The sequence below is a fragment of the Xanthomonas arboricola genome, assembly GCF_003353015.1.
Classification (GTDB): Bacteria; Pseudomonadota; Gammaproteobacteria; order Xanthomonadales; family Xanthomonadaceae; genus Xanthomonas; species Xanthomonas arboricola_E.
Window position 1 is genome coordinate 863,306 of the sequence record NZ_QREM01000007.1, and the last position, 19,578, is coordinate 882,883.

Consider the following 19,578-nt stretch of genomic DNA (forward strand, 5'->3'; position numbering starts at 1 on the left):
TCGACTGATGTCGCTGATCACTCGACGCGCGCCGGAAGCTGCAACAGCGGTCGAGTCTCCTGGCGGTGGTGGGTGGCGGAATATCCTCGAACCGTTCACCGGCGCTTGGCAGCGCAACCAGTCGATCGCCGCACCCAGAGAGCTGGAGACGTACAGCACGGTCTACGCATGCATGTCGCGCATTTCCAGCGATATCGGCAAGCTGCCTTTCACGCTCAAACGGCGCGATGCAAACGGCCTTTGGGGCGCTGACCGGCACCAGACCATCACCCCGTTGCTACGGCGGCAGAATGCCTACCAGACGCCCGCGCAGTTCCGCGAGGCCTGGATCCTATCCAAGCTTAGCCACGGCAACACCTACGTGCTGAAAGGCAGGAACAGCAGCGGTGCTGTTACGCATCTGTGGGTGCTAGATCCCAATCGCGTTGAATCGATGATCGCCCCAGAGGGCGACGTCTTCTACCGGCTGCGATATGGCCGGCCGGAGAACCTGCTGCCCGCAAAGTATTCGGGCGATGAGCTGATCGTGCCCGCCAGCGAGATCATCCACGATCGAGAGATGGCGCTTTTCCATCAGCTGATTGGTGTGGGCCCGTTGGATGCTGCCACCCTGGCTGCAAACAAGAACATCCGCATCCAGCAAGATGCCACCAAATTTTTCACGAACGGAGCGAACCCGGGCGGCATCCTGACGGCACCCGCGGGCATGACGGAAACCGACGCACAGGCGGTCAAGGAATACTGGAACACCAACTTCCAAGGAGCGAATGCTGGCAAGGTCGCGGTCATCGGCGCCGACATGAAGTTCACGGCCTTCGCGTTCAAGGCGATCGACTCGCAGATGGTGGAGCAGCTGCGCTATTCCGATGAGCAGATTGCGCATGCCTTCGGCATTCCCCCGTTTAAGGTGGGCATCGGCAGTATCCCCGCCGGCATGAAGGTCGACGACCTCAACCAGATGTATTACGCCGACGCGCTGCAGGCGCGCATCGAGGCGATGGAGGACTGCCTGGATCAGGCGCTAGGCCTGGGGGATGAGATCGGTGTGGAGCTCAATCTGGAGCCGCTCCTGCGCATGGATCTCGGCAAGCAGGCAGAAGTGCATGCAGCGCTCACCGGCGCTGGCATCGAAGCGCCCAACGAAGCACGCCGCCGTTTCGGACTCTCTCCGCTCACTGGCGGCGACAGCGTCTACCTGCAGCAGCAGAACTACAGCCTAGAGGCCCTCGCGCGCCGCGACAGCTCACCCGATCCGTTTGCCACCGGTGGCACTGGTGAGCGCGGCCTGAGCCCTGCCAGCTTCCTCACCAGGGAGCTGCCGAGAGGCCAGCCCAAGCAACGCGCCAAGTTCAACCACGACGATGGTAGCTGGGATGTGGAGATTGCTCCCAATCGCTGGCTGCATCGCATCCACTCCGCTCAATTCGAAAATTCGGAGCCGGCACGATGATGGAGATTCCAAAGGTACGTACTGTCCGCCTCTACGGCGTGCTGCGCGCCAAGTTCGGCAAGGAGTTCCGGCTGGCAGTGGCATCGGCAGCCGAGGCCATCCGCGCGCTGTCGGTGCAGCTGCCAGGCTTCCAGGCATTCCTGATGGGAGCCAAGGACCGCGGCCTGACATTCGCCGTGTTCAACGGCCGGCGCAACCTTGCCGAGGATCAGCTACATGACCCGCCTGGAGATGACGCAATCCGCATCGCGCCGGTGCTGCAGGGTTCCAAGCGCGGTGGCGTGCTGCAGACCATCGTCGGGACGGTCTTGGTCGTCGCCGGAGCAGTTCTAACTGCGTACGGCATCGGGTTAATTGGTATTCCCCTGGTCAACGCCGGAGCAGCAATGGTGATCGGCGGAGTGGTGCAGATGCTCTCCCCGACGCAGAAGGGCTTGGGCACGCAGGACAGCCCGGACAACCGCCCGAGCTACGCATTCAATGGGCCGGTGAACGTGCAGGCGCAAGGTAATCCCGTGCCACTCGCTTACGGCCGGTGCTGGATAGGATCGGCTGTCATCAGCGGAGGCATCTTCGCAGAGGATCAAACCTGATGGGTACGGCCGGAAGTATTGTCGTTGATTTACTCATGCGGACCGGCTCGTTCGAGACCGACACCGATCGCGCGAGCAAGCAGGTGCGCAAGTTCGGCAAGGACTCACAGAACGCCGCCGTCGACGTCGGTGCGGCATTCGGCAAGATCGGTGGCGCGGTGGTGGGCGGCCTGGCCGTGGCCGGTACTGCGATCCTCAACTGGACGCGCCAGCTGGCCACCGCTTCCGGGGAGATCGAGCGCTTCGCCCGCCTGTCCGGCACCAGCGAGCAGACGTTCCAGCGGCTCGCCGCTGGCGCGTCGACGGTCGGCATCCAGCAGGACAAGCTAGCCGACATCTTCAAGGACACCCAGGAAAAGGTCGGGCAGTTCCTACAAACCGGTGGAGGCGAGCTCCAGGACTTCTTTACGAAGATCGCGCCCAAGGTCGGGCTGACGGCCAAGGAGTTCCGTAACCTCAGCGGTCCGGAGGCGCTGGGCAAGTATTACAGCGCGCTCGAAAAGGCCGGCGTGCCGCAAGCCGACATGGTGACCTACCTTGAGGCGATCGCGAACGATGCAACGCTACTCGCGCCACTGCTGGCCCAGAACGGCGATGGCTTTCGCAAGTGGGGTGACGAGGCCGAGAGGCTCGGCGTCGTGCTCGACGCACAAACCATGAAGTCCATGAAGGAGTTGCGCACCCAGACTGCCGAGATGGATCTGGCCTTCCAGGGTCTGAAGAATCAGGTAGGTGCCGAGCTACTGCCACAAGTCCAGGAGCTGACGGCATTCATGAGCAGCGACAGCACCAAGACCGCAATCGTCAACCTGACGATGTGGATAGGTGGCCTGACCGCCGAAATGGCAAACGGCACCATCATGCTGGTGAACTATACTGGGAAGCTAAGCGAGCTGCGCGCACTGGACACCGGTAGCGCGCTGGGCGACGCCAGCACGCAGGGTTTGAACGACCAGTTAGCGCGGGTGCAAGAGCGGCTGAACAATGCCCGCAGCCGAACTACCGGTAGTTTCGGCCTACCGCTGACCGACGGGCAGGAGGTAAAGCGGCAGCAGCAAATCAACGATCTCGTCGCCGAGCGCGTGCGGCTACAGCGCGAGATCACTAGGCGCAATCGGCCCGAGGTCAAGCTATTGGAGAACGGCGCGCTGCCCGACGACGCGGCGCTGGTGCGACCCGCCAAGACAGCGAGCTTCGAATACACAGACAAGGAAGCAGGCAAGGCTGCGGCTGAGCTGCAGAAGACCTATACCGCGATGTCGGCGGAGCTGGCCAAGCAACTGGCGCTCACCGGCCAGAACACCGAATACGCCAAGGTGCTGTACGAGCTGCAGAGCGGATCGCTTAAGGGCATCACCGGCGCGCAGGCGCAGAGCCTGCTGCAGCTGGCAGAGATCAAGGACGTCAACGAGGACATCGCGGCGATCTACGGGGCGACCGACGAGAAGGTCAACAGCTACCTCGCGAGCCTGGAACGGGAACTGGCGCTGCACGGGCAGATCGGCGAGGCGGCCAAGGTTGCCTATGACATCCGCACCGGCGCGTTCGGCGCGCTGAGCGAGGAGCAGGCCCGGCTGCTGGAGAGCTACGCTCAGACCAAAGACGCCATGGACGACTTCGCCGCGATCTACGGCGAGGGCTACGAAAGCATGATCGCCAAGACCAAGGAAGGCAGCGACATGATGAAGGAGTTCGGTCTGGAGGCCGCCCGCAGCATGCAGGGCGCGTTCTCCGACTTCCTGTTCGACCCGTTCGATGAGGGGCTGGGTGGCATGGTTGAGGGCTTCGCCAAGACCATACAGCGGATGATGGCGGATCTCGCGGCTTCGCAGCTGCTGAAAGCACTCGGCAGCATGGCGGCCAGTTCCGGCAACAGCTGGGTAGCTGCGATCGGTGGCGCCATCGCCGGCGGCCGCGCGGGCGGCGGCCCTGTCGCTGCTGGTTCGATCTACGAGGTGGGCGAAGGCGGCAGGCCGGAGATGTACGAAGCCGGCGGCAGGACCTACATGATCCCGGGCAACCAGGGCGGCCGCGTGGTGCCGATCACCGCAGGCCGCACGGTCGGCGACGTGACAGCCGGCGCGGCTGGTGGGGTTTCGGTCAACATCACCAATGTGATCAACAGCGACGGAACCACAACAACTACCACCGAGACTGACGAGAACGCGATGATGCGCGCGCTGACGCAGATGATTCAGCCGGTGGTGGTGCGCGTGCTCCAGCAGCAGATGCGACCGGGAGGCATCTTCTCGCCCGGCGGCGCTCGCGGATGACGCGCTTTTGCGGTTTGCAGGACGATTGCAGGACAACAAAAAAGCCGGCTCAGGGCCGGCTTTCTTCACGTCCACTTTTTGCCCGAATTTCAGGGGCTTGAGTGGTGGGCGGTACAGGGTTCGAACCTGTGACCCCTACCATGTCAAGGTAGTGCTCTACCGCTGAGCTAACCGCCCGTTTCCTGCGTCAGCATTGCGCTGTGCAGGGCGCGCATTCTAGCGCAGGGTTTGGATCGCCACAAGCCCTCCCTGCACACTAAGTGCAACGCCGTCGCCCTGCCCTACGCCAGGCTGGCAGCTTTCAGTTTCTGGATCTGGTCGCGAATCTGCGCGGCCGCCTCGAACTCCAGGTCCTTGGCGTGCTGGTACATCTGCTGCTCCAGGCTCTTGAGCTTGCCGGCAATCTGGGCGGGCCCCATCGCACGGTAATCGGGCATCTCCTCTGCCACCTGGCGCGACTTCGCGCGTCCCTTGCCGGCCTTCTTTTCTGCGGCGTCCTCGCGCGCACCTTCCATGATGTCGGAGATCGGACGCGCCACCGACTTGGGCGTGATGCCATGTTCCAGGTTGTACTCGACCTGCTTCTCGCGGCGGCGGTCGGTTTCGTCGATCGCGGCCTGCATCGAGCGCGTCATCTTGTCGGCATACAGAATGGCCTTGCCGCGCAGGTTGCGCGCGGCGCGACCGATGGTCTGGATCAGCGAGCCGGTCGAACGCAGGAAGCCTTCCTTGTCCGCATCCAGGATCGCCACCAGCGACACCTCCGGCATATCCAGGCCTTCGCGCAACAGATTGATGCCGACCAGAACGTCGAACTTGCCAAGGCGCAGGTCGCGGATGATTTCCACGCGCTCCACGGTGTCGATATCCGAGTGCAGGTAGCGCACGCGAATGCCATGCTCGCCCAGGTATTCGGTGAGATTTTCGGCCATGCGCTTGGTCAGCGTGGTGACCAGCACGCGGTCGCCAAGCTTGATGCGCTCGTGCACCTCGGACATCAGGTCGTCGACCTGCGTCCCCACCGGGCGGATCTCGACCACCGGATCGATCAGGCCGGTCGGGCGCACCACCAGTTCAGTGATCTCGCCCGCGGACTCGCGCAGCTCGTAGGGGCCTGGCGTGGCCGAGACATAGATGCTGCGTGGCGAACGCGCCTCCCATTCCTCGAAACGCAGCGGACGGTTGTCCAGCGCCGACGGCAGCCGGAACCCGAACTCCACCAGTGTCTCCTTGCGCGAGCGGTCACCCTTGTACATCGCGCCGATCTGCGGAATGGTCACATGCGACTCGTCGATGACCAGTAGCGCGTCCGGCGGCAGGTAGTCGAACAAGGTCGGCGGCGGCTCGCCGGGCGCCTTGCCGGTGAGATGCCGCGAATAGTTCTCGATGCCGTTGCAGAAGCCGACTTCGGCCATCATCTCCAGATCGAACTGGGTGCGCTGCGCCAGGCGCTGCGCTTCAACCAACTTGTTCTGCGAGTACAGCTGCTCCAGGCGCTCCTTCAATTCCTCCTTGATCGTATCCACCGCACTCAGCGTGCGCTCGCGCGTGGTCGCGTAGTGCGTCTTGGGGTACACGGTGTAGCGCTGCAGCTTGCGCAGCGTTTCGCCGGTCAGCGGATCGAACAGGGTCAGCCGCTCGATGTCGCCATCGAACAACTCGATCCGCAACGCTTCGGTGTCGGATTCGGCCGGGAACACGTCCAGCACCTCGCCACGCACGCGGAACGCGCCGCGGGTCAGCTCGAATTCATTGCGGGTGTACTGCAGGTCGGTGAGATGGCGGATCAACTGGCGTTGGTCGATGTGCTCGCCCACCGACAGGATCAGGCGCAGCGACAGATAGTCTTCCGGCGCGCCCAGGCCATAGATCGCCGACACCGTGGCCACCACCAGCGAATCGCGACGCGACAGCAGGGTCTTGGTCGCCGACAGACGCATCTGCTCGATGTGCTCGTTGATCGAACTGTCCTTCTCGATGAAGGTGTCCGACGACGGCACATAGGCCTCGGGCTGGTAGTAGTCGTAGTAGCTGACGAAGTACTCCACCGCGTTGTGCGGAAAGAACGACTTGAACTCGCCGTACAACTGCGCCGCCAGCGTCTTGTTGGGCGCCATCACCAGGGTCGGCTTCTGCACCTGCTGGATCACGTTGGCAATGGTGTAGGTCTTGCCGGAGCCGGTCACGCCCAACAGGGTCTGCTTGGCCAAGCCGGCCTCGAAGCTGGCGACCAGCTTGTCGATGGCGGCAGGCTGATCGCCGGCTGGGGAGTACGGGGATACGAGCTGAAAACGGTCGGTCATGGAGCGGGTCTCGGGGAAGGACTGCACGAACGGCGGATGCCACTTTCGGTAAAAGTCCGACACCCCATCACTGAGAGCCGGCCTTACCTGGGCCATAGACGCCGTAGAGACTGCTTGCTCCGAGCCAGGGAGCAGGACGGTGAAAGCAGTGACTCGTTCGTGCGCAAAAGGGTACACGGCAGTACAGCTAGTGATCGTGATGGCGATCATCGGAATCATGGCGGCCATCGGCCTGCCTAGCTTCAATGCTTTGATCGAATGGCAGCGAGCACAGGCACGGGTTCACGTGCTTACCGTACATCTGGCGATGGCCAGGAGCATGGCCATCACGCATCGCCTGCCGGTTAGCGTCTGCCCATCCGTTGACGGCGCGAATTGCCGACCAGACAGGGACTGGAGCCGGGGATGGATTCTTTTCAAAGATCCAGCGCGTAGTGGGCAGCCTGCGGACGCGGGCTCGATCCTGCGGATCGAGCAGTATGCTGCGAGCGACAACATCAGCATCACTGGAACGATCGGCCGATCGCTCGTCCGATTTCTTCCGAACGGCCGCAATAGCGGCACCAACATCACGATCAGCCTCTGCACGGGCGCGCAACGCCTGGCGGATGTCATCGTCAACAACTCAGGGCGTACGCGCTCTGTCCGCTACAGGCAACCAACTGACTGCCCCGGCCGGTGAGCCACTGCAAAAACAAAGAGGCCGCGACTAGTCGCGGCCTCTTCAACATCTTGGCGCCCGAAGTTGGACTCGAACCAACGACCCCCTGATTAACAGTCAAGTGCTCTAACCGGCTGAGCTATTCGGGCGGGGAGGCACATTCTATAGGCAACTTTGCAGCAGCGCAACACCTCGTAACGAAGCTACCAGCAGCCTGGAGTGGTAGTTGCACTCGGCGTCTTCACCCCTGTCTGGTTCAACGTCAGCGTGCCGCACTTGTCCTTGGCCTGATTGCCCTGGGGCGCAGCAGTCAAGGTAAAGGTCGACTGCGTAGTCGCGAGCGTAATGTTGTATTGCGCCGTATCACCTTCGCGCGGCGACTGGATGGTCGTCGAGCCGTTCCCGAACTTGAAACTGGCATAGGTGTTGTTGGTCGTATGCGAGCGTTCCAGCAACTGCGAGTATTCGACCAGATCGGCCTTGGCCTGCGCTCGGCGAGACTTGCGAACATGATCGGCATAGGAAGGATAGGCGACGGCAGCCAGGATGCCGACGATCGCGACGACGATCATCAACTCGATCAAGGTGAAACCACCGGCACCAGCACGCTGACGAAGTTGCGTGGACAGGGACCGCGATAGGTCTAAGGGCATTGACAATCTCCGTTACTGAAGCTGGCGCCAGGACTGGCGGCCGCAAGGATAAGGGACATACATGGGCGGGGCGCCAGCCACGCTGACGATCATCCAGCAGCCCGATCCTGCAGGCACGGTGGGTGCCGCAGAACCATCCTTGGGATTGACCTTGGGCTCGAGCCTGGGCACGACTGACACGCCCACGTCTTTAACCGGCGCATTGCCGCCGGTATTGAGCGAGATTCCAGCCGAATCGGTGGCAAGCGTGGAGCCACCGATGCCGCCCATTCGCACACCAGATAGGGCCCCCCTACCCGTCCGTGGATTCAGTCCGAACAACCAGTTCACACCATCGGTGCTGCACCCGCTGCTGATCGCGAGCGGCGAATAAGTGGGCATGAACAAGATTCCCGACACGAGTTCCGGATAACCCACAAATCGCTCACCGGCGGGCAGATCCACGTACCAGCCTAGTGCCAGAGCGGGACCAGTCCCTTGCTGCAGGGATCGAGTGGTACTGGAGGCGCCAATGCTGACCGAATACGGAGTCAGGTTCGCCCTTGTGAGAGTTGAGGAAACCACTCCATCGACCTGATCGGTGAAGCCATACAAGCTTTGCGTCTGCAGCGAGGAGCTTGCCAGATTGTCTTTACTAAACGAGAAACTCCCCGTGCCGAACAAAATCAGCACCCCTCCATTCTCGCCGGAAGCGGCCTGCAGCCCACCAGTTATTGGCTGACGGTAGTTTAGACCACCCTCGGAATAGATCCCGGTCGTGAACGCGGGAACGGTTACTGAGGTTGCGGTCGAAGTGAGATCGAACTTCCAGATTGCGCCGCGGAGATCGGCCGCATAGACAGTATCGGCATATCCATCACGCGTGCGAGCTGGCTTATTGGTCGTCGGATCGATTGTCAGATTGTCGATGCGATCCAGTACGATAATATTGCCTAGCCCGTTATTGCCACTGATTGAGGTTCCCGACTCAGTTGCCTCGATCATCCGAATCGTCGGTGTGGTGGCTGTTCCGATATCGACAACGAACAATACCGCCTTCCCAGTGGCGCTAGCGTAACCATTACCAAAGATCGCCTTCCAGCTGACCGTCCCATTGGACGCGCGCACCGGGACGATGACGGGCTTGCCGAGCACATGCCCGATGTTCCCGCGCACAGCGGCATCGCCAGCAAGATCGTTGATCTCCCAGAGGCGACTACCGGCACCGAAGCTTGCGGGATTGGTAACGTCAAGTGCGAAGACACCCCGACCTCCCGCTCCCGTGGTGCCGACCAGCGTCGTCTGCCAGGCATTGTTGTAGTAGGTATCTCCTACGGCAAGCGGACCATCGACAAAATAACGATGCTCAAAACTGGGCACCGTAGATGACTTAATGGTCTGGTACGGTAGCAACAAATTCCCCATATGGCCATAGGAGGTTGCCGGCACATAAGCAAAGCGCTCCCGACCACCACCTCCGGTGACGGCACCAGTGCTGTCGATGCCGCCATCGACAGCATGCAGCATGCCGTCGTTGGCTCCTGCATACACCATATAGCCCCTGTTGCGCTTGCTATTTAGGTAGTTGGCATAGCTAGTCCCAAGCGTGCCGCCCAGGCCACGATATCCGTAGTCATCGACCGGGGCACTGATAACCGGTGTGGAATTGACGATATCGCCGAGCACAGTACTCCGATCGCGTAGCTTGCCACCCTGCTGAACTTCGCCGCTGCGGTCGCCTAGCAGATAGTTGGCCGCGGTCGCAGCAGTTGCGCCAAGACTGGTCAGATCTGACTCCGAGCAGAGCGACTGCGCCGGATACAACGTCGCAGGCAGACCGCATAGGCCGCTTAAACTGACAGTCGTGCCATCGAGCTTTCGCACGTTACTGCCATCATTGAAATATACATTTCGCGTATTGGCGGCTGGTATCTGCGCAGACGCCTCCCAGAGAGGCGTAAAGCGTGCCTCGCGCGTATCCGGATCGACCGAAACCTGATTGGCCTTCAGCGTACTGGACCAATCTGTGCCATTGTTCCTGATCTGGTACTCAGGAGTGACGGTCAACGAGCCTGCACCGATACGCGCACCTGTCAGCGCCAGGGTGCCAGACGGCGAGTTGGGTGCACTGGCAGCCGACAACACGCGGCGCATGGCGCTGGTCACTTCATCAGGGCTCTTGGCGTTGATAAACTGACCACGACTATTGATCGTGGCGTGCCACAGTTCGTCAATGACACGACCATCGTCAGCGGTTACCGGATTGCCATTGCCAGTCCAGTTGGGGGCATTGGCGTAGGGGTCATCTGTCGCTGGTTGATTGACCTCATAGATATTCCCCTGCGCACCTAAAGTGATCGCATAGAAGTTAATATGCAGATCTTTCTGGCAGTCCAAACGCTTCCAATCCGCAGATGTCTTGGCGAGCGTAGCGCACTTTTCGTCCACAGGCACCCGCCCAGCCGGGAAGCCCGGCCCTGTCACCAGTGGCGTAGAAGCCCCTGAATAATAGCTCGCAGCGATGTCAGCGATTGTATCGCTGTAACTATCAGCGAACGGCACGATGGGGAAGTCTACCGTACCAGTGGAATCGGCATTGCCATAGCCAGTGACCGAATTATTCCTAGTCGTGTACCCATCAGTAAATAGCATGCCGCCATTCTTCTGACATGCACGCACCACCGGAGCTCCGTCCCCCGTCCGCCTAAATTGTTGACCCAAATAATCGATGGCCGCCCGATTTGGCGTGCCACCACTCGGCCTGAGACGATAAATTTGCTGAAATAAAGCCTCACGCGAATCATCGTTCGTGACATCATACATGGTCGGCTGAGCCAAATTATTGATTGTGAAATAACCGACCCGCATATTTTCAATGCCGGTCAATGCCCGCGACTCTGAGCCAATGATCGAGAGAATACGATTCCGATGGTATTGAAACCAATTAGCAAAATTTTGCCTCGCATTATTATAAGCAGACGTATTAGCAGCGGAATAATTGGAGCGAAGTATTTGATATCGTCGCATATTGCAGCCCGGGCCGCATGCATTTACGATAAGCGGCCGATTGGTGTCGCTAGTCAGGTATCCTATGGGCGCCGGAGCGGCCGCAGGCAAATAGAATGTTGCAGGGACGTAGGAGATTTGCACCGAACAAGTTGCAGCCACCTGGGCATTAAAGCCAAGAGTGGACCAAAGTCCATTCGTGCCCGGCAGGCCATTCGAGTTGTTGGTACTGCACGCCCTAGCATTACCGCCCGTGCGATAGCGCGTCCCAGAAGGAATCGTCATTCCAATTAAAAATCGAAATGAACTATCACCATTAACCTCTCTACTTACCCCAAGATTAACCGCAGTGCCGTAGCGACTCATGTTTATCGTGCCATCGTCCCAATAAACATCAGGGTCACGCGAATCCGCTCGAGCACTGTCGAAATCGGCCTGCGGCCATAAGCCCTTATTAACTTCATCGCCTTTGGATAGACTCCATGGATCGTATTTGATATTCGGATCGAAATAATTTGCGTTATATGCTGGCGATCTTGCGAAACCAAATTGATCAATCGGCGGAAGAGCCACGCCCGGACTATATGACGAATTATACGAAGGAAAAGGAAATAAATACACGTAACAGTCGACAAAACCATTACAGTCGGAACCATTATTAAAAAAACTTCCATCGGCATTAAAGAAGCTGGAATTGACACTATTCCATTGCAGTCGCCCATCACCGCCTTTGAAAATGCGCTCAAACGTCATTGAGTTCGAATCATCCACCGTCATAATAAATGCCGGCGGGACCGGACTGCCATTATTAAGTGGACCCTGTGCCAACTTTTCCTGACCCTGCGCCGCGATCAGGTTGTATACAAAGTAACCGCTCATCGCGATCAGGACTATGGCGGAGGCGATAGCGGTTCGAACGGTGCGACGAGACATGCTCACGGCCTCAGAGCTTGAAGATGGAATCGATCGCCGCCGACGAAGATGCATCCGTCGTAGCATCGTTGGCGAAGGTGGTGATTTGATAGACCGGAGTCACCGGGTCGACCGGATCGCCCATCGCGAGCGAGCCCCCCCCGATGATGCACGAGTCGATGCGACGCACATTAACCGCTTGGTTGACCGACACGGCCTTATTACGTGCCCAAGCCATCGGATCGAATGCTGTATCGCAGTTCTGCTGGATTTCAGTGTCCGCAACCGTTGCGTCGCTGGGAGCACTCTTGCGATTGGCGATGGCCTCAATCGCCCGCTCGCTCCTGCGCGTCACGCCCTCGGCATTCTGAAAGGCGATATTGGTCACCAGATAATTGGACGCCATTTTTTCCTGCATGCCTGCCACTTGCATGCCGGCGATCCCGATCAGCGCCAGCAGGATCAACATGATCAAGGCAACATAGAGCACGGCCCCCCGAGGACGGGATGGCATTGGGCGGCGGCGAGCGACTGCATTCATTGATCAATTCCCAAACAGACGATTGCGCAAGGCGATCGTGGATTCGTAGGTCATTCGGTAGCGGCCATCCGTCTGGGCGGGCGGCGCAAACGAAACGCCCAATGCACTGGGATAATTCAACGCAGTTGCCGGGCGTTCGGCTGTGGAAGGTGCGGGACTGCGCGCCAGGATGCCAACTTGAACTTGCCCGACCCGTCTCCACTGGCCAGCAGCTGTGGCATCGACCGCAGTGGATACGTCGCTCGCGATCGCCTGGGTGCTGATGTTTCCCAACGGGGGCGAGGTATTGGACATGTTCACGGTCTGATCGAGACCGAACAGCAGCTGCATGTTCTCGATCCCTTCGACCAACTCTTCCGGCGTGCCATAGTCGTCGACACCATTGGACCGTGCACGCATCAGCGCAGGCTCGCCCGAGGTCGTCGATGTACCGACGTAGTAAACCAGCGATTCGGCGCGATAAAGCATTGCCTGGCCGCTGGGACGGGTGGAGTAATTGGACAGATTGGTTCCTGTGGCAGTGACTTGGCCGCTGGCATAGGTACCCTTAAACACCGTGGCATGGGCGCAGTCCGCAACCCCGAACAGGCTCGGAGCCGCCTGCCCCCCCTCTGTCAAACGCAATCCGGCCGAGGCATTGAAGCCCACGACGCTGTTGCTGCCTGTGGTCAACGTTGTGATTGGCACGCCTTCCGGAGCAAGGAAACGCAGAACCAGGATATCGCTGCCGCCGCGCGGATTGAGCTTGGTGATCGATGCTGGGAGATTCGCTGGTACTGCCCAGTTATCTCCAAGCTTCAGGCTGCCGGGAGGCGTCGTATTAGGTGCCTCGTAGCCTTGCACGCTGATGCTGAAATCCAGCGGATGACCCGAGCCGCTGGCCGCGCCGGTAGTGACCACCGGGTCGCCCTCCCCGCGCACAAAATGCGCCTGGTCGTTGACGCAACCGAAATGCCCGGCCATGCGAATGTCGCGCTGGAGGAAATCCATGGCGAAACGTCCGTTTTCCTGTGCGCGCGCACTGCCTTCAGCCAGCATCGATGCAGTACGCGAGGCAGAAAAGACCTGGATGACTCCCAGCATCAGCACAAGGCCGATCACCATGGCGATCATCATCTCTATCAAGCTGATGCCCGCAGCGACACGCTTGGAAGAAGGCCGCCGCGTCATAGCTGCGATACCAGGGTAAAGGTGGTCTGGGCGTTGGGATTATTGGCGTCCCAGCGCTGGTCTCCCCAACTAATGCCAACGGTGACCTGGCCGTTGTTATTGAGAACGGTTGCGCTGGCACCTTCGCCCAATGCGCGCACGACCTGGCATTTCCAGCGCGCGATATTGTCAGCGATGGCCACGCTTCCGAGAGGTCGGCTGCAACTGGCCGCGGTCACGCTATTTGCGGCAAAGGTGGCATCGGTATACCAGGCAGACTGGAAGCGATTACTTCGCATCTGGTCCATCAGGTCATACGCCAGGTTGGTTGCCTGGGTGCGGTAGTTGGAACTCTGTACGAACCGCACATTGGCCGTCTGCAACAGCGCAAAGCCAAGCAAGCCAAATGCCAGTACGACGATGGCGACCAGCGCCTCAAGCAGACTGAATCCCTTGGCGCGAGAGGGCGAAACGAAGGGACGGAGACGCATCATTGACAGGAGCTCTTCTGAGACGTGATCTGGCCGGCGGCATTGACGAACAAGGTGCGCCGCAGCGCCTGCCCATCGCACGTCATCGGTTGCAACGTAATCTGTTGATTTGTCGACGCGACCCTGCGCCCGCGTCCATCGAATGCAATCGTTGCGCCGGACGGACCGGAATTGCTTAGCGACGGGTCAATTGAGACGAAACGCAAGACGGTGTCGCCACCCTTGAAGGCTCCATCTACGTCGGTATCCGCCCAAGCCAGCATCCCGCTCCCCCAGTTGTTGTCGCATGCGGTCCCCGATGCGCTACCGCAAACCCCACCACCTCGGCGATTGCGTATCGCCTCACTGCGCGCGAGAGACAGCAGCCCGAGGGTCTCATTGGCGCTACTGGCTACGCGATTGGAGCGTATTACTCCACGAAAGCTTGGAAGCGCGATCGTAAGCAAAATCGCCAACACGGCGATCGCAATGATCAATTCCACAAGTGTGAAGCCGGTAGATCGGCGAAAAGACATTGGACGCTCCCCAGCGTGACCTGACCAAGATGCTTCGACCACCCCCTCAAGAACAAGCAGTGGGGGGACGAGCGGTCGTTTTAGGGTTGTCGGCGTGCGCGTGGGGGACGAACCGGGCCTAGGGTTCGTACCCAGCCCGGCTTTTCCCTTCTCCAGAATGGTGGTCTACATCCAGCAGGCCTTAGGTCACCACCCGATAACAAGGCCGGTAATCCCCTGAAATCTTCATCCGGCGCTGTTCGACGAAGCCGCGCAGCAGCTCGTCCAGGGCCTGCATGATGTCCGGGTCGCCATTGATCTCGAACGGGCCGAATTCCTCGATGCGGCGCATGCCGTCTTCCTTCACGTTGCCGGCGACGATGCCGGAGAAGGCGCGGCGCAGGTCGGCGGCCAGTGCGGGCGCTGGGCGGCCGTGGTGCAGGTCGAGGGCGGCCATGGCCTCGTGGCTGGGTTCGAACGGCTGCTGGTACTCAAGCGGGATGTGCACCGACCAGTTGAAGTAGTACGAATCCTTTTGGTCCTTGCGGTGCGCACGTACCTGCTGGATGCCTTCGGCCATGCGGCGGGCGACGGCGACCGGGTCGCCGACGATGATCTCGTAGCGGGAAGCGACAGCTTCGCCCAGGGTGAGCCGGATGAAGCGGTCGATCTGCTCGAAATACGGCGCGGCAATGGTCGGGCCGGTCAGGATCAGCGGGAACGGCAGGTCGGCGTTCTCCTCGCGCAGCAGGATGCCGAGCAGGTAGAGGATTTCCTCGGCCGTGCCGACGCCTCCCGGAAACACCAGGATGCCGTGACCGATGCGGACGAAGGCTTCCAGGCGCTTTTCGATGTCCGGCATGATCACCAGGTGGTTGACGATCGGATTCGGCGACTCGGCGGCGATGATGCCCGGCTCGGTCACGCCGATGTAGCGGGTGTGGTGCTTGCGCTGTTTGGCGTGGGCGATGGTGGCGCCCTTCATCGGGCCCTTCATCGCGCCCGGGCCACAGCCGGTGCAGATATCCAGGCCGCGCAGGCCGAGCTCGTAGCCGACCTGCTTGGTGTACAGATATTCGTCGCGCGAGATGGAATGCCCTCCCCAGCACACGACCAGGTTCGGGTCCGACGGCTGCAGGATGCGCGCATTGCGCAACTGGCCGAAAACGGCGTTGGTGATGCCTTCGCTGGTGTCCAGATCACCGCGCTGGGCTTCCAGTTCGATCGCCATGTAGGCCAGGTCGCGCACCACGGCGAACAGCAGCTCGGCCACGCCGCGGATGATCTCGCCATCGACAAAGGCCATCGCCGGTGCATTGCTCAGGTCGATGCGGATGCCACGGTCCTGCTGGTTCACCTGGATATCGAAATCCGGATAGAGGTCGCGCGCGGCGCGCGGGTCGTCCGACGCGCTACCACTGGTGAGCACGGCCAGCGCGCAACGGCGCAACAGCTCGTGCATGCCGCCGCTGGAGGCGTCGCGCAGACGCGCCACTTCCGCCTTGGACAACACATCCAGGCCACCGCGCGGATAGATCCGCGCATCCACTACCGGCAGCGCCCGTGCTGCCGTACTGCTGAGTTCCATAGCTTGCTCCTGTCGTATCTTTAGGACTTTAGCGTACTCACCCGCACAAAAGAAAACGGCCGGGAGAACCCGGCCGTTTTTGCAAGCTTCGACACGCTAGCCAGCTTTAGAACTGGTAGCGGAAGCCCAGCTGCAGCGCCCAGCGGGAGATGCCGCGATCGTCGTAGACCGTGGACTGGTCCGGGGTATTGAAGCGGTACACGTACTTGCCGCTGGCCGCATCGACACCACCGTATTCCACGACACCACGCATGCCCGGGAAGCCGTACTCTTCGACACGGCCCCATTTCTTGTTCAGCAGGTTGCCGACGTTCATGACGTCAAGCCAGAGAGAGGCCTTGTTGTCCTTGAAGAAGCCGGGAATCTCCTGCTCGATGTGCAGGTCGAACTGGTTGATCCAGGAGTTGCGAGCGCCGTTGCGCTCGGCGACCTGACCACGGCGGGCAGCCAGGTACTCGTTGCCTTCGATGTAGTTCCAGAACGCCTGTTCTTCTCGAGCGGTACCGAACAGCACGTCGCCGCGGCCGGCCGGGATGTACAACAGGTCGTTCAGGCGGCCGTCGCCATTGGCGTCGTTGTCGAACGCATAGCTATACGGGCGACCATTGCGGCCCTGGTAGATCAGGCCCACCTTGGTCTCGTAGTCGCCGAAGAACGCATGCTTCCAGTTCAACGTGCCGAGGATGCTGTTCTTCACTTCGTACGCAGCGGTCGAGGCAACATTTTCGTTGGCCTGGAAGACCGCGTTGTTGCCCAGCTGCGAACCCGAGGTCGAACTTGTCAGGCCGCTGACTTCGTCGGCGTCGGTGTAGGTGTAGTACAGGCCCCACGACCAATCGCCGCCGTTGAAGGGTTTGTTCAGACCGACGGTGAAGCTCTCGCTCCCGCCCTTATCGGTGGGACGCGCGATGATGGCATCGTTGAAGCGCGCATCGCGCGAGCCGCGCGCATCGACCACGGATGCAGTGCCACGCACACAAGCAGCCGGGGCGCCTGCACCGGTCGGGTTACGGCCGTCAACCAGCCAGCAGGCCGGATTCAAGCCTGCAGTATTCCAGTAAAGGTTACGGCCATCCTGGCCCACGCGGCTGGTGTTGCCCAGATTGAGCTGCTGGTAGTAGATCGCCTCGTTGACTTGAGTCACCACTGCTTCCGCAGACGCCACGATGCCGTACCAGGGCAGCTCGGTGTCGAATGCCAGATTGGCCTTCCATACCGACGGCTGACCCAACTTGCTGTCGACGAAATCGACGGACTGCGTGGCGCCATTCACCGATCCATTACCGGTCGGCTGGTTATTGATGTCCGGCGTGAAGCGGATGCCATTGGTGTTCACCAGTGTCTGGCTGGAGAAGTTGTAATCGGTATATGCCAGACCGGTGTTGGAGTACGGGTTGGACAACCACACGGTTGCCGCAGCGCCCTGGAACAGGCCCACGCCGCCACGCAGCTGGGTCGGGCGGTCGCTGTCGAAGGTGTAGTTGAAACCGAAGCGCGGCTCGAACAGGCCGTTGCCGTCGATGGTCTGATCGTTACGGAAGCCGAACAGCGTCGAGGCGGTTGCGTTGTAGGCCGGGCTGTTCTTGACCATCGGTTCGTCGTAACGCACACCGAACGTCAGCGTCAGGTTGTTGTTGACGGCCCAGGTATCTTGCAGGAAGACGCCGACATTGCGCATGCCCCAGTCTGCAGCGATGTCGTCGATGTTGCCGCTGTTGGAGCGCGAGTAACGGTAGTTCAACGGACGATTGGCCGCGTAGTCGGCAACCGAGTTGAACGTGTAGGAACCAAAGACACGCTGACCGAACAGGTTGAACAGATCGTTGTCTTCGTAGTCGAAGCCGAACTTGACGGTGTGGTCGTCCAAGAACAACGTGCCCGCGAAGAAGGCATTCCAGGTTTCGGTACGCAGTTCGTTGGCCTGGGTGCTCTGCTCGGTACCCAGGTTGACGGTGTTGTTACCGATGCGCACTGCAACGGCCGGCAGCTGCGAGGCAGCAGTACGCACGGCGGAGTAATCGCGGTACGACACCTTGGCTTCGGTCGAGAAGGTGTCGGTCCAGTCGCTGAACAACTGCGCCGTATACGTCTTGAGGCTGAAATCGCGAACGTAGTGGAACGAGTTCAGCGACAGCGCCTGATTGCCGAAACCGTTGAGGTTGGCAGTGCTCTGCTCGCTCTCGCCATAACGGAACGAGGCGCGATGCTTGTCGGAGATGTTCCAGTCAAGCTTGAAGCCCTTTTCTTCCGAATCCGAATCCAGCGCTGGCAGCGCCAGGGTTCCCGGGTCAAACCCGTAGACGTTACGCGAGATGTCGATGATCCGATCGATGTCGGCCTGCGGGATCTCCACGATGTTGCTCGCGCCAGAACCGATCGGGCCGTAGCCGGAGGCTCCGGTGAACACGCCCTTGCCCTTGTACTTTTCGTAGTTGGCGAAGAAGAACAGCTTGTCCTTGATGACCGGGCCGCCCAGGGTCAGGCCGTAGGTGGTTTCGTTATCGAACAGCTGCGGGCGGATATCGTTCTGGTTCTTGCCCGACCAATCGTTCTCACGGTAGGTGCCGTACACCGAACCGTGGAACTCGTTGGTACCGGACTTGGTCACCGCATTGATCACGCCGCCGGTGGCCCCGGTGATGGTGACGTCGTAGTTGGCCACGTCGACCGAGATTTCGTCGATGACATCCATCGAGAACGGCTGGCGCGGCGTCGGCAAGCCGTTGGATTCCAGGCCGAACGCGTCGTTGGTGCTGATACCGTCGACACGGATCAGGTTGAAGCGCGGATTCTGGCCGCCCACGGAAATCTCGTTACGCGCCTTGTCGGTCTGCGCCACGCGCGGATCCAGACGTACGTAGTCCTGCAGGTTGCGGTTGATCGACGGCAGCGATTCGATCTGCTCGCGGGTCACGTTGGTGCCGGTGCCCATCTTGTTGGCGCTGAACAGCGCCGAGCCGTAATCGCCACCGATGGCCTGTACCGCACCCAGCGTGGTTACGTCGCCGCCCAGCGACGCATCGACGCTGTTGACCTGGTTGAGGTTCAGATACACGCCTTCTTCGGTCTTGGTGCCTTCGCCCGACTTGGTGATGGTGATCGTGTACGGCCCACCTACGCGCAAGCCGCGCGCGTTGTAACGTCCACTGGCATCGGTGGTGGCGCGGCTGACGGTTCCCGATTCGACGTGGGTGATCGTCACTTCGGCATTCGGCACCGGCTGACCGCCGCTGCTGGTAACCAGGCCAGCGACGCCGGCGGAGGTGCTCTGAGCGAACACGGGGGCGGCAGCGAGCGCGGCAACAAGGCCAAGCGTCAGCTTGGACATGCGAAGACAACGGGGGTGGGTCATTTCGGTAGCCTCGATACAGGTTGGGCAGTGACAAAAAGGCGCAGTCAGCCCAACCGTTCCCGGGGGTGGGCTGCCGATGATCTGGGGTCCCTTGCCGCGCGGCTGGTTGCTGCCGCAACGGTTAACAACAGAT

13 protein-coding genes and 2 tRNA genes are annotated in these 19,578 nt (G+C 60.6%); 4 read left to right on the plus strand and 11 right to left on the minus strand.

The genetic code is table 11. The annotated features are described in order from the left end of the window. The first annotated feature begins 7 nt into the window (after positions 1-7). From C0541_RS07125 to C0541_RS07135, 3 genes are read left to right on the plus strand one after another with little or no spacing between them, the layout of a single operon-like run. Positions 8-1,450 carry a phage portal protein gene (locus C0541_RS07125; protein WP_161959928.1) on the plus strand — a complete coding sequence of 481 codons (1,443 nt, stop codon included), beginning with the start codon at positions 8-10 and terminating at the stop codon, positions 1,448-1,450. Beyond that, positions 1,447-2,043 carry a tail assembly protein gene (locus C0541_RS07130; protein WP_115046995.1) on the plus strand — a complete coding sequence of 199 codons (597 nt, stop codon included), beginning with the start codon at positions 1,447-1,449 and terminating at the stop codon, positions 2,041-2,043. Before C0541_RS07125 ends, C0541_RS07130 begins: the two co-directional genes overlap by 4 nt. Further along, positions 2,043-4,316, plus strand: a complete 2,274-nt coding sequence (locus C0541_RS07135) for a hypothetical protein (protein WP_153064968.1) — start codon at positions 2,043-2,045, stop codon at positions 4,314-4,316. The genes C0541_RS07130 and C0541_RS07135 overlap by 1 nt, the downstream gene beginning before the upstream one ends. Before the next feature lie 102 nt (positions 4,317-4,418). Here C0541_RS07135 and C0541_RS07140 read toward each other — a convergent pair. Further along, positions 4,419-4,493 (minus strand) — tRNA-Val (locus C0541_RS07140). 104 nt (positions 4,494-4,597) lie between these two features. Beyond that, entirely contained in the window at positions 4,598-6,619 is a 2,022-nt protein-coding gene (gene uvrB / locus C0541_RS07145; protein WP_115046999.1) for an excinuclease ABC subunit UvrB, read from the minus strand. A gap of 139 nt (positions 6,620-6,758) precedes the next feature. Here uvrB and C0541_RS07150 point away from each other — a divergent pair, with 139 nt between their 5' ends. Beyond that, entirely contained in the window at positions 6,759-7,301 is a 543-nt protein-coding gene (locus tag C0541_RS07150; protein ID WP_161959929.1) for a GspH/FimT family pseudopilin, read from the plus strand. A gap of 51 nt (positions 7,302-7,352) precedes the next feature. On the opposite strand, the gene C0541_RS07155 is transcribed toward C0541_RS07150, so the two are convergent. From C0541_RS07155 to C0541_RS07195, 9 genes are all read right to left on the minus strand, one after another. After that, positions 7,353-7,429 (minus strand) — tRNA-Asn (locus tag C0541_RS07155). A 54-nt stretch (positions 7,430-7,483) separates the two neighbouring features. Then, complete coding sequence (locus C0541_RS07160; protein ID WP_429001334.1) at positions 7,484-7,939, minus strand: type IV pilin protein; 456 nt, start codon at positions 7,937-7,939, stop codon at positions 7,484-7,486. A gap of 6 nt (positions 7,940-7,945) precedes the next feature. Next, positions 7,946-11,851 (minus strand): pilus assembly protein, encoded by a 3,906-nt coding sequence (locus tag C0541_RS07165; RefSeq protein ID WP_238601277.1) that lies wholly within the window; start codon positions 11,849-11,851, stop codon positions 7,946-7,948. Positions 11,852-11,861: 10 nt separating this feature from the next. Next, positions 11,862-12,371 (minus strand): pilus assembly PilX family protein, encoded by a 510-nt coding sequence (locus C0541_RS07170; RefSeq protein ID WP_115047008.1) that lies wholly within the window; start codon positions 12,369-12,371, stop codon positions 11,862-11,864. 3 nt (positions 12,372-12,374) lie between these two features. After that, positions 12,375-13,541 (minus strand): PilW family protein, encoded by a 1,167-nt coding sequence (locus tag C0541_RS07175; RefSeq protein WP_115047010.1) that lies wholly within the window; start codon positions 13,539-13,541, stop codon positions 12,375-12,377. Further along, positions 13,538-14,011 (minus strand): type IV pilus modification protein PilV, encoded by a 474-nt coding sequence (gene pilV, locus C0541_RS07180; RefSeq protein WP_115047373.1) that lies wholly within the window; start codon positions 14,009-14,011, stop codon positions 13,538-13,540. The genes C0541_RS07175 and pilV overlap by 4 nt, the downstream gene beginning before the upstream one ends. Then, positions 14,011-14,526: a GspH/FimT family pseudopilin gene (locus C0541_RS07185; protein ID WP_115047012.1), complete on the minus strand. Its 516-nt coding sequence runs from the start codon at positions 14,524-14,526 to the stop codon at positions 14,011-14,013. The genes pilV and C0541_RS07185 overlap by 1 nt, the downstream gene beginning before the upstream one ends. A 181-nt stretch (positions 14,527-14,707) precedes the next feature. After that, positions 14,708-16,093: a nucleotide 5'-monophosphate nucleosidase PpnN gene (gene ppnN, locus C0541_RS07190; protein ID WP_115047014.1), complete on the minus strand. Its 1,386-nt coding sequence runs from the start codon at positions 16,091-16,093 to the stop codon at positions 14,708-14,710. Positions 16,094-16,199: 106 nt separating this feature from the next. Next, positions 16,200-19,445 (minus strand): TonB-dependent receptor, encoded by a 3,246-nt coding sequence (locus C0541_RS07195; protein ID WP_115047016.1) that lies wholly within the window; start codon positions 19,443-19,445, stop codon positions 16,200-16,202. Positions 19,446-19,578: the final 133 nt, after the last annotated feature.